Genomic DNA, 12425 nt, shown 5'->3' with positions numbered 1-12425 from the left:
AAAGCTGCGAAGAACTATCAGGCTGCGCAGTCCATGCACACGAGCTGTCCGTTTGCATCGCTCGCCAGACGGCTGCGGTGATGCACCAGGAAGCAACTCGAACACGTGAACTCGTCGGCCTGCTTCGGAACGACCCGAACCGACAGCTCTTCGCCGGAAAGGTCTGCACCGGGCAGCTCGAAGGATTCTGCAGTGTCGGTCTCGTCGATATCGACGACAGCCGACTGCGCCTCGTTGCGCCGCGCCTTCAGCTCTTCGAGCGAATCCTCCGAAACCTCGTCGGACTCTGTACGCCTCGGTGCGTCGTAGTCAGTTGCCATGTCGCTTACCCCTCATCCTTCTCGTGTATCCCGGTCCCATGAACGCCTGGAATCCGGTAGATCCCGTCATGCGCATGGAAACCGCCGTGGCATGGAGATCATTCCCTGTCGCTGCACAACGTGGCAGCGGGTGGAAAAGTGCCCGGAAACTTCTCCCGAGAACGTGATCTGTGCCTCATTTGGTTGTCATTACGGCATGGAGCCGACGCCCAGTCGAACGACCTGGGCCGCCAGACAGTAGCCGAAGTAAGCGCGAAAGTAGTAACCCATTCGGTCATTTCCGAAAAAAGTCTGCGAATCGTCACCAACTACACAGCATTTTGTGATCTTCGACCCCGAAAACTCCCCTGAAATCACCGCGGTATCACCGCAGCAGCACCGACGTATCAACTCGGCGAAATTCGGTTGACGGCCAGTCACCACACACCTGAACGGGATTGAACCGCGCGCCCTCTAAGGTAGGCACCGAACGTCACGCCCGCTCTGCTCGGCTTGACGACGAAGCTCCAACTCGTCCAGAAAGTCGAGGGATACCGTGGTTTCTCTGATCACCGAAGGCAGCGCGACCGACGACCGAGGTCGTCCGTTCCGGCGCCGACGCGTGTGGCCGGTCGTCGCGGTGTTCGCGGTACTCGCCGTCCTCGGCAGCGCGCTGTGGATCAAGATCCTCACGGCTGACGCAAAAATCAGCGATACGGTCGCCTGCAATCGCCCGCAGGCATCGTCCGATCCGGCCGCCCCACAACCGATGCCCCTCGGTTCGGTTGTGGACCGAACCACGCTGCTCGACGTGGAACCGGCGCCGCTGGCTGCGACCAAGGTTCGAGTCTTCAACGCCAACGGTGAAAGCGGTCAGGCCTCGCAGGTAGCCGCCCAGCTGAAGGACTACGGCTTTGCCAGCGCTCCAGACGTACAAGTGGGCAACGACCCGGTCTACGTTGATCAGAACATGCAATGCCAGGGCCAGATCCGCTTCGGGGAGAACGGAATCGCTGCGGCCAGTGCCGTGTGGCTGGTCGCTCCGTGTGCAGAACTGATCAGGGACGGCCGGACCGACGACACGGTCGATTTTGCGCTGGGCACGTACTTCAGCAAGGTCTCCCCCAACACCGATGCCGGCGAGGTGCTCCGCGCCCTCGCCGAGCAACCCGCGAATGCCGAAGCCGCGGCAATGGACATCGATCTCTTGAAGGCGGCGCGAACCGCTAGGTGCTGATCGGGCGGTCCGCACCGCATGCGGTGAGCATCGCCGCGAACTCGTCGGCGATCCCCGGGGCGCACGCGTAGACGATGTCGCCCGCCGCAGACGTCGAATTCGGGCCCGGAATGCAGATCACGGCACCGGCTTCCTCGGCGATCAACGAACCGGCAGCCCAATCCCATGGGCTCAGTCCGTGCTCGAAATGGGTATCGACGCGACCGGTCGCCACCATGCACAAATCCAGCGCCGCAGAACCGATCCGCCTGATGTCGCGCACCTGGGGCAAAATCTCCGCGATGAACCGCCCTTGTGCCTTGCGTCGCTGAGCGCCGTATCCGAAACCTGTAGCCACCAAAGCCATTGACAGCTCGGTCACCGGGTTGGCGGCGAGCTCACTGACCGCACCGTCCTCGGTGGTCATCGTGGCGCCGCCACCGCGGTGCGCCGAATACGTCGCCCCCGCAGACACATCGACTACCGCGCCGGCCACGGAAACTCCGTCGATCTGCACCGCTACCGACACCGCGAACGCCGGAACTCCGTAGAGGAAGTTCACAGTTCCGTCGATGGGATCGACAACCCAGCGGACCCCTACGACGTCGCCTGCGTCTCCGCCACCTTCCTCACCGAGAATCGAATCGTGCGGCCGCAGCGTCGCAAGCAGATCCCGGATCACCTGTTCCGTCTCGGTGTCGACGATCGTCACCGGGTCGGTCGGTGTGCTCTTGGCCGCAACGGTTCCGGCGTCGGAACCGTTCTCGCTCTCACCCGAACCGACGACGCCGAACACTTCCGGACGACGGGCGCGAACGTGCGCAGCAGCGCGTTCCGCGACGGCCACCGCCACCACTCTCAGTTCGGCAGGATCGAGCGAATCCGTGGACAACTCGGACAGGGAAATCTCTTGTGGGCGCACACCACCATCGCAACACATCCCTCGTTGCGCCGCACCACGCGTACCCAATCGGGTTAGTGTTTGATTCGGTCAGATCGCGACATTCGAATTCGAGCCCTCAGGAGCGCAGGACGATGACAACGACAGGTTTCGGAATCGATGTAGGCGGCAGTGGAGTCAAGGGCGCTCTCATCGATCTGAGCACCGGCGAGATGATCGGTGAGCGCATCAAGATCCTGACCCCGCAACCCTCGACTCCCGAGGCAATCGCCACGACTGTGACGCAGATCGTCGAGCAAGCCGGCTGGGCCGGACCGGTCGGCATCACCCTGCCGTCGGTCGTCACCGGTGGCGTCGCTCGCAGCGCCGCCAACATCGACAAGTCCTGGATCGGAACCGACGCTGTTGCACTGTTCGGAAAGGCTCTCGGCGGCCGGGCCGTCACCGTTCTGAACGACGCCGATGCCGCAGGTATCGCCGAAGACACCTACGGCGCCGGCAAGGACGCGTCCGGGGTTGTCATCTTGCTGACCTTCGGAACCGGCATCGGGTCGGCGATTCTGCACAACGGAGTTCTGTTGCCCAACACCGAGTTCGGCCACCTCCAAGTCGACGGCAAGGAAGCCGAACATCGAGCTGCGTCGTCGGTGAAGGAAAAAAAGGAGCTGAGCTACAAGCACTGGGCCGTCGAGGTCTCGAAGGTGCTCACCACGATCGAGGATCTGACTTGGCCCGATTTGTTCATCGCCGGCGGCGGGATCAGTCGCAAACACGAGAAGTGGATTCCGCTGCTGACCAACCGCACGCCAGTCGTTCCGGCCGCACTCCTGAACACCGCCGGAATCGCAGGCGCCGCCCTCGCCGCATCGAAAATTTAGGGTGATTCCGCTGGCGATGGGCCGAGCGAAAAGGTGAAACAAGGGGTTAATCCGGTCCGAAAAAAGCCGTTAACGCCCGTCGTGACGTAAGAGTTTCCTGAGAGTCGTTACAATGGTGGAGTCCGGCTGCGCGCCGGCCACAACCATTGACCTCTCCGCCGGATCACCACTCTGGCGTGACGCCGCACGACACCGTCACGAAAGGGCGTACGTGGCAGCCACCGATACACGTCAGACTGCTGATTCTCCATCAGAGTCAGAGCCACAATCTTCAGCCGTGGAGGCGGCCACCGTCACAGCTCCGGCCGCCAAGAAGGCACCGGCGAAGAAGGCCCCCGCCAAGAAGGCAGCAGCTAAGAAGGCCCCCGCCAAGAAAGCTCCGGCGAAGAAGGCCGCAGCAAAGAAGGCAGGCCCCAAGAAGGCCGGGGATCCTGATGTAGAAGACGGCGACGTCGAGTTGGAAGACATCGACATCACGGACGGAGACCTCGAAGAGGTCGAGGTCGTCGCAGTCGGCGAGGACGAAGAGCCCGCCACCGAGGAACCGACCGACAAGGACAAAGCGTCCGGCGACTTCGTCTGGGACGAGGAAGAGTCCGAGGCACTTCGTCAGGCTCGTAAGGATGCCGAACTCACGGCGTCCGCCGACTCCGTTCGCGCCTACCTCAAGCAGATCGGCAAGGTCGCACTCCTCAACGCCGAAGAGGAAGTCGAACTCGCCAAGCGCATCGAAGCCGGTCTGTACGCCGTGCAGATCATGCAGGATCTTGCTGACAAGGGCGAAAAGCTGCCTGCAGCTCAGCGCCGCGACATGAGCTGGATCTGCCGCGACGGCAATCGCGCCAAGAACCACCTCCTCGAAGCCAACCTCCGACTCGTCGTCTCGCTCGCGAAGCGATACACGGGCCGCGGCATGGCGTTCCTGGACCTCATCCAGGAAGGCAACCTGGGCCTGATCCGTGCAGTCGAGAAGTTCGACTACACCAAGGGCTACAAGTTCTCGACCTACGCAACGTGGTGGATCCGTCAGGCCATCACCCGCGCAATGGCCGACCAGGCACGCACCATCCGTATCCCGGTGCACATGGTGGAGGTCATCAACAAGCTCGGCCGTATCCAGCGAGAGCTGCTCCAGGACCTGGGCCGTGAGCCCACGCCGGAAGAGCTCGCCAAGGAAATGGACATCACGCCGGAGAAGGTGCTGGAAATCCAGCAGTACGCGCGTGAGCCCATCTCTCTCGACCAGACCATCGGCGACGAGGGCGACAGCCAGCTCGGTGACTTCATCGAAGACTCCGAAGCTGTTGTCGCAGTTGACGCCGTCTCGTTCACCTTGCTGCAGGATCAGCTGCAGTCGGTCCTCGAGACGCTGTCCGAGCGCGAAGCCGGAGTGGTTCGCCTGCGCTTCGGCCTCACCGACGGCCAGCCGAGGACTTTAGACGAAATCGGACAGGTCTACGGCGTCACGCGTGAGCGTATTCGCCAGATCGAATCGAAGACGATGTCGAAGCTGCGCCACCCGTCGCGTTCGCAGGTACTGCGCGACTACCTCGACTAGTCACACCAGCTCCACAAAAAGAGCCGCTCCCCTGTTCTTCGGGGAGCGGCTCTTTTCCTTTCGTACAGCGTCAGGCCAACAGTTTGTCCTCGAGCCGTGCGATATCGTCCTGGCTCAACTGAAGGCCGTACCGGACGTAGTTGTCGAAACTGCCATAGATGCGCTCGACCGTCGCGAACGACGTATCCAGCCACGACTGCTCGACACCGTCCACGAAGGCTATGCCGGTGCGGGGACCGGTCAGGTACTGGTTGCTCAGCATGTAGTCGGCGTTCACGTCTTCGCGGGACACACCGAGCAGTGTCAGCAGAACGGCAGTCATCCAGCCGGTTCGGTCCTTGCCTGCCGAACAGTGGTACAGGACAGCGCCGTCCGTGTCAGCGATATTCGCCAGTGCGTCGTGGAATGCTCGGCTCGCTCCGGGATCACTCACCATGACCGTGTACATCGACGGCATATCCGCCAGAGCCGGGAAGTTCGCCGGGTTGGTCCCGATCACGTCGAACCAATTGCTCCGGGCACCCTCCGGGATGCGGTCCGGGGACATGGCGCGTTCGACGACCGTCCGGAAGTCGTCGACCGACGCCACGCCGCGCTGGTGCAGCACCGCAAGATCCGAGGGCGTCAGTTTGTCGAGTGCATTGGTCCGAAAGACCTGTCCCATCCGAACCGTACGTCCATCCGACGTTCGATAGCCGCCGACGTCCCTCGCATTCGACGCACCCTCGAGGTGCAGCGATCGATCGACCACAACCTGCGCTGCCGCCACGCCTTGGTCTGTGGTGGGAATCCCGCCCGCAAACGCGGGAACCGGAGCACACGCGATCAGGAAGGCACATGCCACTGTCGCGGCGGGACGAGCGAATCCGTTGGGCATCCAACCAGAATATTGTCGCAATCAGGACTTTGTGCGAACTCTGATGTACAACGAGGTGACCGGTTCGACAACTCGCGCCGCAACCGGACCGATCACGGCCATCAGAAGCACGTATGCCGTTGCGAGCGCTGCGAGTTCCGGTTCTACGGCACCCGCGGACACTGCCAGACCGGCGATGATGATCGAGAACTCGCCGCGGGCGATCAGTGCCGCGCCCGCCCTGGCCTGGCCCATGCGGGCCACGCCCTGACGTTTTGCCGCCCAGGCCCCGGTGATCAGTTTGGTGATCGCGGTGACGACTGCCAAGATCGCAGCCCACCCGAGCACGGGCGGAATGGTGCTTGGATCGGTGCTGAGTCCGAACACCACGAAGAACATCGCCGCAAAAAGATCACGAAGGGGCTCGAGCACCCGACTGGCGTTGTGTGCCGTCGAACCCGAAATCGCGATGCCGAGCAGGAAGGCCCCCACCGCCGCGGAGACCTGCATCGCGGAACTGACGCCGGCCACCAGCAGTGCAGCACCAAGCAACTTCAGGAGCAATGTCTCACTGTCGGGACTGTCCAGCAGAGCCGAGACATACCGTCCGTATCGCAAGGCCACCACCAACACGACGGTGATGACCAGCAGCGAAATTCCCACAGCTTCGAGTCCACCCATGAAGCTGACACCCGCCAGCATCGCCGTCAGAATCGGCAGGTACACCGCCATCGCAAGATCCTCGAACACGAGGATCGAGAGAACGACGGGTGTTTCGCGGTTGCCCAGACGTCCGAGGTCGCTGAGAACTTTCGCGATGATTCCCGACGACGAGATGTAGGTGACACCGGCCATGACCGTCGCGCCGACAACACCCCACCCGAGCATCAGACCGACTACCGCGCCCGGTGTGGCGTTGAGAACGATGTCGACGATGCCGGCAACCCTCGACCGTTTGAGCCCGGTCATCAATTCGGCTGCGGTGTACTCGAGTCCCAGCAGGAGCAGGAGGAGCACGATACCGATTTCGCTTGCGAGGTGCGCAAATTCGCCGATATCGCCGAGTTGGATGAATCCACCCTGACCGAAGCACAGGCCACCGATCAGGTAGAACGGGATCGGCGACATGCCGAATCGTGCTGCGAGCCTTCCCAGAAGACCGAGCGCGAAGAAGACCGCGCCCAGTTCGATGAGTGCAAGTGTGGTTGTATCCACCTGCCAGTCAGCCGTTGGTCAGGATTTTTGCAGCGGCAGCCAAGCCGTCGGGTGTACCGACTGCCACCAGCAGATCACCTCCGGTGAACGTGTAGTCGGGGTTCGGCGACGGGTTCACCTGCCCGGCACGCATCACGGCGACGATCGAGACGCCGGTGCGTGTCCGCATCCCGGTGTCGCCGAGTGTCTGTCCGTCGTATCGGGAACCGTCCTTGATGTACAGCTGTTTGGTTCTGATCCCGGGTATGTCACTGTGTTCGTCTTCGAGCTGGGCCACGAGTTGCGGCGCACCAAGCAGGTTGCTCAGTGCAGCGGCCTCTTCCGTGGTGAGCGGCAACGACGCGGCGCACGCATCAGGATCGTTTTCCTTGGACACGATGAGGTCCGTATGTCCGTCACGATGAGTGACGACACCCACGCGGCGACCGGAGGCCAGGACAAAATCCTTACGAGTCCCGATGCCCGGCAGAGGGGTGACTTCTACATTCATATATCAACGGTAGCGCCGATCTGTGACAAATTTCGCAGGAGGGCGAAATTATCGTCGACCGGTGCTGCGCTGCGTATTCCATCGCGTCACCGCAGGGACGGAAATGCACCGTTCTCGTCGCGAATGTACGCAGTAACGGCAGTGACAGCCGCGACGGGAATCGGCCCGAGCAGATGAGGAAAGCGCATCGAATCAGGATCCGACGGCACCCCCGGTTCCCACTTGACTTCAGCTCCCAGCAGAGCCGGATCCAGGGAGAGCAACACTATGTCGTCTCGGCCCGCGAAGATCCGGTTCGCCGGTAGATGAACCTGGGTGGGCGTCGACATGTGCACAAAACCCTCAGCGGCAAATCCGTCGGGAACGCGCTGCCCGACCTCTTGCGCACGCTCCCATTCGACGCGTGTGCACATATGGAGCAACTCGGCCGATGCGTCGGCGCCCGTTCCGGTTTCCTGGTTCATCGCCCCAGAATATCGCTCTGTACACGCGGATTTGAATCAGCTCTCAGCGAACAATTCTGCACACAGAATGCCTGCCCAGCGCATTTCCAGTGAGACACAACACTAAGAAACTCTTCTGGGAACAACCCATGAACGCCAAACGTCTGTAAGAGTGGATCTACCGCGCCATTCCGACGCGGCGGACCAGGCCCCAGGCACGCGGCACGAAAGCCGTCAAGCCAGTACGGAGGAGTCATGCCCGGAACACTGACCAGCCCACAGTTGACCGCTGCCGACCGGTGCGACCGGTGCGGTGCCGGAGCACGCGTACGCGCCGTGCTTCCCACCGGCGGCGAGCTTCTCTTCTGCGGACACCACGCAACCGAACACGCGGATCGACTTCGCGAGATGAATGCCGTCGTCTCCGAGAGTGAACCCGCAAACTAACCTGTCAGCCGGGGGTGGCCTCTTCGCGAGGCGCACCATGAACGCCGAAACGGGCGATCACAATCACTGTGATCGCCCGTTTTGCCGTCTTCAGGATTTCTACCAGCTACGCAGAATCGCAATGCGCTCGGTGAGCTGATCGACCGTCGCGATTGCCGTCGGCGGGCCACCGCACACGCGACGCAGTTCGGCGTGAATGATTCCGTGAGGCCGTCCGGTGCGGTGCACATTCATCGCGACCAGACCATTGAGCTCGCGTCGCAAGGCACCCAGTTGATCGGCGGTAGCAGCGCGCTCGGCGACCACTGCGGCAGTCGGCGCCGGAGCCGACGCTTTGGCGGAGTTGTTGTTCACCTGTTCTGCCTGGCGTTGCCGTAGGAGTGCACGCATCTGATCGGGGTCGAGCAGACCGGGCAGACCGAGATAATCGGCTTCCTCGTCGCTGCCGGAGAACGTGGCCGTTCCGAACGAGGCACCGTCGTAGATCACCTGGTCGAGCTCGGCGTCGGCACCGAGGGACGTGAACGCCTTCTCTTCCTCGCCGAGTTCGTCCTTCTGCTTGTTGGCGTCGGCGAGAAGATCGTCGTCGAGGCCGTCCTTTTCGCGGTGCGGCTTGCCAAGGACGTGATCGCGCTGGGCCTCCAACTGAGCGGCGAGGTCCAACAGGACCGGTACCGACGGAAGGAAGACGCTTGCGGTCTCGCCTTTACGCCGTGAACGCACGAATCGGCCGATGGCCTGCGCGAAGTACAGCGGTGTCGATGCACTGGTCGCATACACGCCGACGGCCAGACGCGGAACGTCGACGCCCTCCGACACCATGCGCACGGCGACCATCCATTTCTGGTCGCTCGCACCGAATTCCGCAATGCGCTTGGACGCGGTGGGATCGTCGGAGAGGACCACGGTGGGCTCCTCCCCCGTGATCGCGGTCAACGCCTTGGCGTATTCGCGAGCAACAGTCTGGTCTGTGGCGATGACCAGCCCACCGGCGTCGGGCATACCGGTGGAACGCAGCTGCCCCAAACGGGTGTCTGCTGCTTGCAGGACGGCGGGAATCCAATCGCCGGCAGGGTCGAGTGCGGTGCGCCAGGCTCGGGCGGTCTGCTCGGCACTGAGCGGCTCACCCAGTCGGGCGGTGAACTCTTCGCCGGCATTGTTGCGCCAGCGGGCCTCACCGGAATACGCGAGAAAGACAACCGGACGGACAACGCCGTCCTTGAGCGCGTCGGAGTAGCCGTAGGAATGATCGGCTTTGGATCGGAGCAATCCCTCTTTGTCGGGCTCGTACTGAATGAAAGGTATTGCGCTGTCGTCACTTCGGAACGGAGTTCCGGTCAGTGCCAAGCGGCGGGTGGCGTCGCCGAACGCCTCCTGAATTGCCTCACCCCAACTTTTTGCGTCACCGCCGTGGTGGATCTCGTCGAGAATCACGAGGGTCTTGCGACCTTCGGTCCGGACTCGGTGCTTAGTAGGATGCGCCGCCACCTGGGCATACGTCAGAACGACGCCGTGATAGTCGCTGGACGTCTGGCCGGTGGAGTTGGAGAACCGCGAGTCCAACGACAAGCCCGAACGTTGCGCCGACTCCGCCCACTGATGCTTCAGATGCTCGGTGGGCGCAACGACGGTGATCTGGTCGACAGTCCGGTCGCGAAGCAGTTCCGACGCCACTCGAAGAGCAAATGTCGTCTTACCTGCACCCGGTGTTGCCACCGCGAGAAAGTCCCGAGGACTGCTCGCCAAGTACTTGGTGAGTGCCCGCCGCTGCCACGCGCGAAGCGACCCTGTCGAGGCCGTCGGTTGCGCTCCGGCACTCTCGGTCGAGTTGTTCACTTCGGCTGCCCCTGTCACTTCTGTCGTCGTTGTCTCAGACGTCATAAGCGCGCCTCCGCTGGAATCGCACTGTTGCCTCGCGCTCCTAGATTTTTCATGAATGTCCGGCGACGAGCCTAACTGTCGCTACCGACGAAAGCCGCACCCGAAGCGCCCGGGCATGGCCGGATTCACTGTCGATCCCCTCCCCGCCGCGAGGTTTCGCGAGATCGGAGACACAACCTCACCGCGGAAAAATATGCGACACGGCGACGCCACGGTTGGGCAACGAGGTGTGTCATCAGGAATGCTGGAGTGATTATGAGTGAAAAGGCGGGCCCGAAAACGCACGGAAGTGATCTGCATCACCGCAGATGGCATCCGCTGCGCCGCACGGGCCAGCTGATCGGCCGCACTCTGAGCAAGGCTTGGGACGACTCGATCTTCGGCAAAGCCGCAACGGCTGCGTTCTGGCAGACACTCTCACTGGCGCCGCTACTGCTGGGATTGCTCGGCATGATCGGTTACATCGGCGGCTGGTTCGGACCGAACACGGTCGAGATCATCGAGTCGAAGATCGTCACGTTCAGCGGGACGATCTTCAGCGAAAACGTCGTCGATCAGATCATCAGGCCGACGGTCACCGACGTTCTCCAGCGCGGCCGGCCGGAAATCATCTCGGTCGGCTTCCTGCTGTCGCTGTGGGCCGGTTCGTCGGCGATCTCGACGTTCGTGGATTCGATTGTCGAAGCGCACGGGCAGAAGGATGCCCGTAACGCGATCTGGCAGCGAATTTTTGCGCTACTGCTCTACGTGATGTTCCTCGGGATGGCCGTGTTCATCCTGCCGATGGTCGCGCTCGGCCCGACCATGATCGGACGTGTGTTGCCACCGTCGTGGTACGACGTGGGCTCCAACCTGGTCGACACCTTCTACTACCCGGCCGTAGGCCTGCTGGTCATCATCGGCCTGACAACGCTGTACAAAGTCGCGCTACCGAAGTCCCTGCCGTGGCATCGACTTCTCGCGGGCGCACTGGTGGCCGGTGTGTTCTTCATGGCCGCGAGCACCGGATTGCGCTGGTACCTGGGATTTGTCACGGGCACCGGCTACACCTACGGAGCCTTGGCGACGCCGATCGCCTTCCTGCTGTTCACATTCTTCCTCGGCTTTGCAGTGGTGCTCGGCGCCGAGTTCAACGCGACGGTGCAAGAATTCTGGCCGGCGCGAGCGACGCGCCTGGAACAGGTCCGCGAGTGGCTGGCCGCACAGCAGGACGACGACAACAGCGCCGGGCCGGTGACCACTCTGACGTGGCACCTGGCAACAAGTCCGATTCGGGTGTCCGGTGACAAGTCCGATCCGGCGGCAGTACCGACCTACGGTCGGCCGCGAAGTCGGCGCGCCAACTCGGACGGCTGTGCCAGCTCGGACGGCCGTGCCAGCTCGGACGGCCGTGCCAGCTCAGACGTCAAGGATTGCGACGGCATCGGAGCAGAAACGAACCCGGCGACCGACTGCACTGACACTGTCGAGTCGCCGAGTTCGGACTGCGGATCGGATCCGGCGCAACGACGCCGTTCCCGATTGCCCGGTCATTCGCCTTTGCGAAGTCCTTCGTAGATCTTCTTGCAGTCGGGACACACGGGCGATCCCGGCTTCGCAGACTTGGTGACCGGAAAGACCTCGCCGCACAGTGCAACCACATGGGTGCCCATCACGGCGCTTTCGGCGATCTTGTTCTTCTTGACGTAGTGAAAGACCTTCGGGGTGTCGTCATCGGTCGTTTCGTCGGTCGAGACGTCGGGACGTTCCTTGGTTTGGGTGCTCATACCTCCAATAATGCCGTCTACGCGGCAGCGGTGCGAGCGTCGGGCCGCGTGTGCAATTGTCGGCCGAGAGTGGAACAGTGGAGCTATGGCAAGAAATGGCGCGTTCGGTCACCCCGACGAAGCCGGAACACCCGACAATCCCGTATTGATCACCGAAGCACAGCTGTCCATCGACGAGCAGCACAAAGCGCGCGTGCGGAAGTACATGACGATCATGGCTTTCCGTTTCCCCGCGTTGATTCTGGCTGCCATCGCGTATGGCATTTGGGAGAACGGCTGGGTCTCGATGCTGATTATCGGTGCGTCCATCCCACTTCCGTGGATCGCGGTCCTCATCGCAAATGATCGACCACCGCGCACGAAGGACGAGCCGAGTCGCTACGACGGCCGACGCCGCAACGCCGGCGAGATCGAGTCGAGTCCGCATCACATCATCGAGAGCTGACGCATCACCTGGTAGAAATTCGTCGCCTGC

14 protein-coding genes are annotated in these 12425 nt (G+C 62.4%); 6 read left to right on the top strand and 8 right to left on the bottom strand.

The genetic code is table 11. From position 1 onward, the window contains the following. Positions 1–17 precede the first annotated feature (17 nt). Positions 18–320, bottom strand: a complete 303-nt coding sequence (locus tag C7T36_RS20565) for a DUF4193 domain-containing protein (protein WP_003942593.1) — start codon at positions 318–320, stop codon at positions 18–20. 535 nt (positions 321–855) lie between these two features. Between C7T36_RS20565 and cei the strand changes: the two genes are divergently transcribed. Beyond that, a complete protein-coding gene (cei, locus tag C7T36_RS20560; RefSeq protein ID WP_033234778.1) occupies positions 856–1536 on the top strand; it encodes an envelope integrity protein Cei in 681 nt (226 codons plus the stop codon). On the opposite strand, the gene C7T36_RS20555 is transcribed toward cei, so the two are convergent. Further along, positions 1526–2455 (bottom strand): inositol monophosphatase family protein, encoded by a 930-nt coding sequence (locus tag C7T36_RS20555; protein ID WP_045067426.1) that lies wholly within the window; start codon positions 2453–2455, stop codon positions 1526–1528. The two genes, cei and C7T36_RS20555, sit on opposite strands and share 11 nt — an antisense overlap. A gap of 95 nt (positions 2456–2550) precedes the next feature. Between C7T36_RS20555 and ppgK the strand changes: the two genes are divergently transcribed. After that, the gene (gene ppgK, locus C7T36_RS20550; RefSeq protein ID WP_033234779.1) at positions 2551–3294 is read left to right on the top strand and encodes a polyphosphate--glucose phosphotransferase; all 744 of its coding nucleotides are present in this window, start codon (positions 2551–2553) and stop codon (positions 3292–3294) included. 112 nt (positions 3295–3406) lie between these two features. Next, entirely contained in the window at positions 3407–4852 is a 1446-nt protein-coding gene (locus tag C7T36_RS20545; RefSeq protein ID WP_202025569.1) for an RNA polymerase sigma factor, read from the top strand. Between the two features lie 70 nt (positions 4853–4922). Here C7T36_RS20545 and C7T36_RS20540 read toward each other — a convergent pair whose 3' ends face one another. The 4 genes from C7T36_RS20540 to C7T36_RS20525 all read right to left on the bottom strand — a co-directional run bounded on the left by C7T36_RS20540 (position 4923) and on the right by C7T36_RS20525 (position 7877). After that, positions 4923–5729, bottom strand: a complete 807-nt coding sequence (locus C7T36_RS20540) for a tyrosine-protein phosphatase (protein WP_045067425.1) — start codon at positions 5727–5729, stop codon at positions 4923–4925. A 21-nt stretch (positions 5730–5750) separates the two neighbouring features. Next, positions 5751–6923, bottom strand: coding sequence for a cation:proton antiporter (locus C7T36_RS20535; RefSeq protein WP_033234781.1), 1173 nt, complete (start codon positions 6921–6923; stop codon positions 5751–5753). 7 nt (positions 6924–6930) lie between these two features. After that, a complete protein-coding gene (locus tag C7T36_RS20530) occupies positions 6931–7413 on the bottom strand; it encodes a cation:proton antiporter regulatory subunit (protein ID WP_033234782.1) in 483 nt (160 codons plus the stop codon). Positions 7414–7499: 86 nt separating this feature from the next. Next, positions 7500–7877 (bottom strand): DUF952 domain-containing protein, encoded by a 378-nt coding sequence (locus C7T36_RS20525; protein WP_045067422.1) that lies wholly within the window; start codon positions 7875–7877, stop codon positions 7500–7502. A gap of 234 nt (positions 7878–8111) precedes the next feature. On the opposite strand from C7T36_RS20525, the gene C7T36_RS20520 reads away from it, so the two are divergent. Continuing rightward, the gene (locus C7T36_RS20520; protein WP_033234784.1) at positions 8112–8303 is read left to right on the top strand and encodes a hypothetical protein; all 192 of its coding nucleotides are present in this window, start codon (positions 8112–8114) and stop codon (positions 8301–8303) included. 99 nt (positions 8304–8402) lie between these two features. Here C7T36_RS20520 and C7T36_RS20515 read toward each other — a convergent pair whose 3' ends face one another. After that, positions 8403–10184, bottom strand: a complete 1782-nt coding sequence (locus C7T36_RS20515; protein WP_033234785.1) for a DEAD/DEAH box helicase — start codon at positions 10182–10184, stop codon at positions 8403–8405. Between the two features lie 255 nt (positions 10185–10439). Between C7T36_RS20515 and C7T36_RS20510 the strand changes: the two genes are divergently transcribed. Beyond that, positions 10440–11741 carry a YihY/virulence factor BrkB family protein gene (locus C7T36_RS20510; protein WP_045067420.1) on the top strand — a complete coding sequence of 434 codons (1302 nt, stop codon included), beginning with the start codon at positions 10440–10442 and terminating at the stop codon, positions 11739–11741. Here the strand turns inward: C7T36_RS20510 and C7T36_RS20505 are convergent. Continuing rightward, entirely contained in the window at positions 11714–11950 is a 237-nt protein-coding gene (locus tag C7T36_RS20505) for a DUF3039 domain-containing protein (RefSeq protein ID WP_033234787.1), read from the bottom strand. The genes C7T36_RS20510 and C7T36_RS20505 overlap by 28 nt on opposite strands. Positions 11951–12035: 85 nt before the next feature. Here C7T36_RS20505 and C7T36_RS20500 point away from each other — a divergent pair, with 85 nt between their 5' ends. Then, positions 12036–12395, top strand: coding sequence for a DUF3099 domain-containing protein (locus tag C7T36_RS20500; protein WP_045067419.1), 360 nt, complete (start codon positions 12036–12038; stop codon positions 12393–12395). The last annotated feature ends 30 nt before the right edge of the window (positions 12396–12425 follow it).

Origin of the sequence: Rhodococcus sp. AD45-ID (assembly GCF_003023755.1) — a bacterium.
GTDB classification, from domain to species: Bacteria; Actinomycetota; Actinomycetes; order Mycobacteriales; family Mycobacteriaceae; genus Rhodococcus_F; species Rhodococcus_F globerula.
Note: the sequence above shows the minus strand (reverse complement) of the source record. Positions and strands in the feature narration are given on the sequence as shown.

Coding starts and splice junctions, on each gene's coding strand:
- C7T36_RS20545 (WP_202025569.1), top strand. CDS start 3,407: ATGGTGGAGTCCGGCTGCGCGCCGGCCACAACCATTGACCTCTCCGCC.
- C7T36_RS20515 (WP_033234785.1), bottom strand. CDS start 10,184: ATGACGTCTGAGACAACGACGACAGAAGTGACAGGGGCAGCCGAAGTG.
- C7T36_RS20505 (WP_033234787.1), bottom strand. CDS start 11,950: ATGAGCACCCAAACCAAGGAACGTCCCGACGTCTCGACCGACGAAACG.
- C7T36_RS20555 (WP_045067426.1), bottom strand. CDS start 2,455: ATGTGTTGCGATGGTGGTGTGCGCCCACAAGAGATTTCCCTGTCCGAG.
- C7T36_RS20520 (WP_033234784.1), top strand. CDS start 8,112: ATGCCCGGAACACTGACCAGCCCACAGTTGACCGCTGCCGACCGGTGC.
- C7T36_RS20510 (WP_045067420.1), top strand. CDS start 10,440: ATGAGTGAAAAGGCGGGCCCGAAAACGCACGGAAGTGATCTGCATCAC.
- C7T36_RS20500 (WP_045067419.1), top strand. CDS start 12,036: ATGGCAAGAAATGGCGCGTTCGGTCACCCCGACGAAGCCGGAACACCC.
- C7T36_RS20565 (WP_003942593.1), bottom strand. CDS start 320: ATGGCAACTGACTACGACGCACCGAGGCGTACAGAGTCCGACGAGGTT.
- ppgK (WP_033234779.1), top strand. CDS start 2,551: ATGACAACGACAGGTTTCGGAATCGATGTAGGCGGCAGTGGAGTCAAG.
- C7T36_RS20525 (WP_045067422.1), bottom strand. CDS start 7,877: ATGAACCAGGAAACCGGAACGGGCGCCGACGCATCGGCCGAGTTGCTC.
- C7T36_RS20540 (WP_045067425.1), bottom strand. CDS start 5,729: ATGCCCAACGGATTCGCTCGTCCCGCCGCGACAGTGGCATGTGCCTTC.
- C7T36_RS20530 (WP_033234782.1), bottom strand. CDS start 7,413: ATGAATGTAGAAGTCACCCCTCTGCCGGGCATCGGGACTCGTAAGGAT.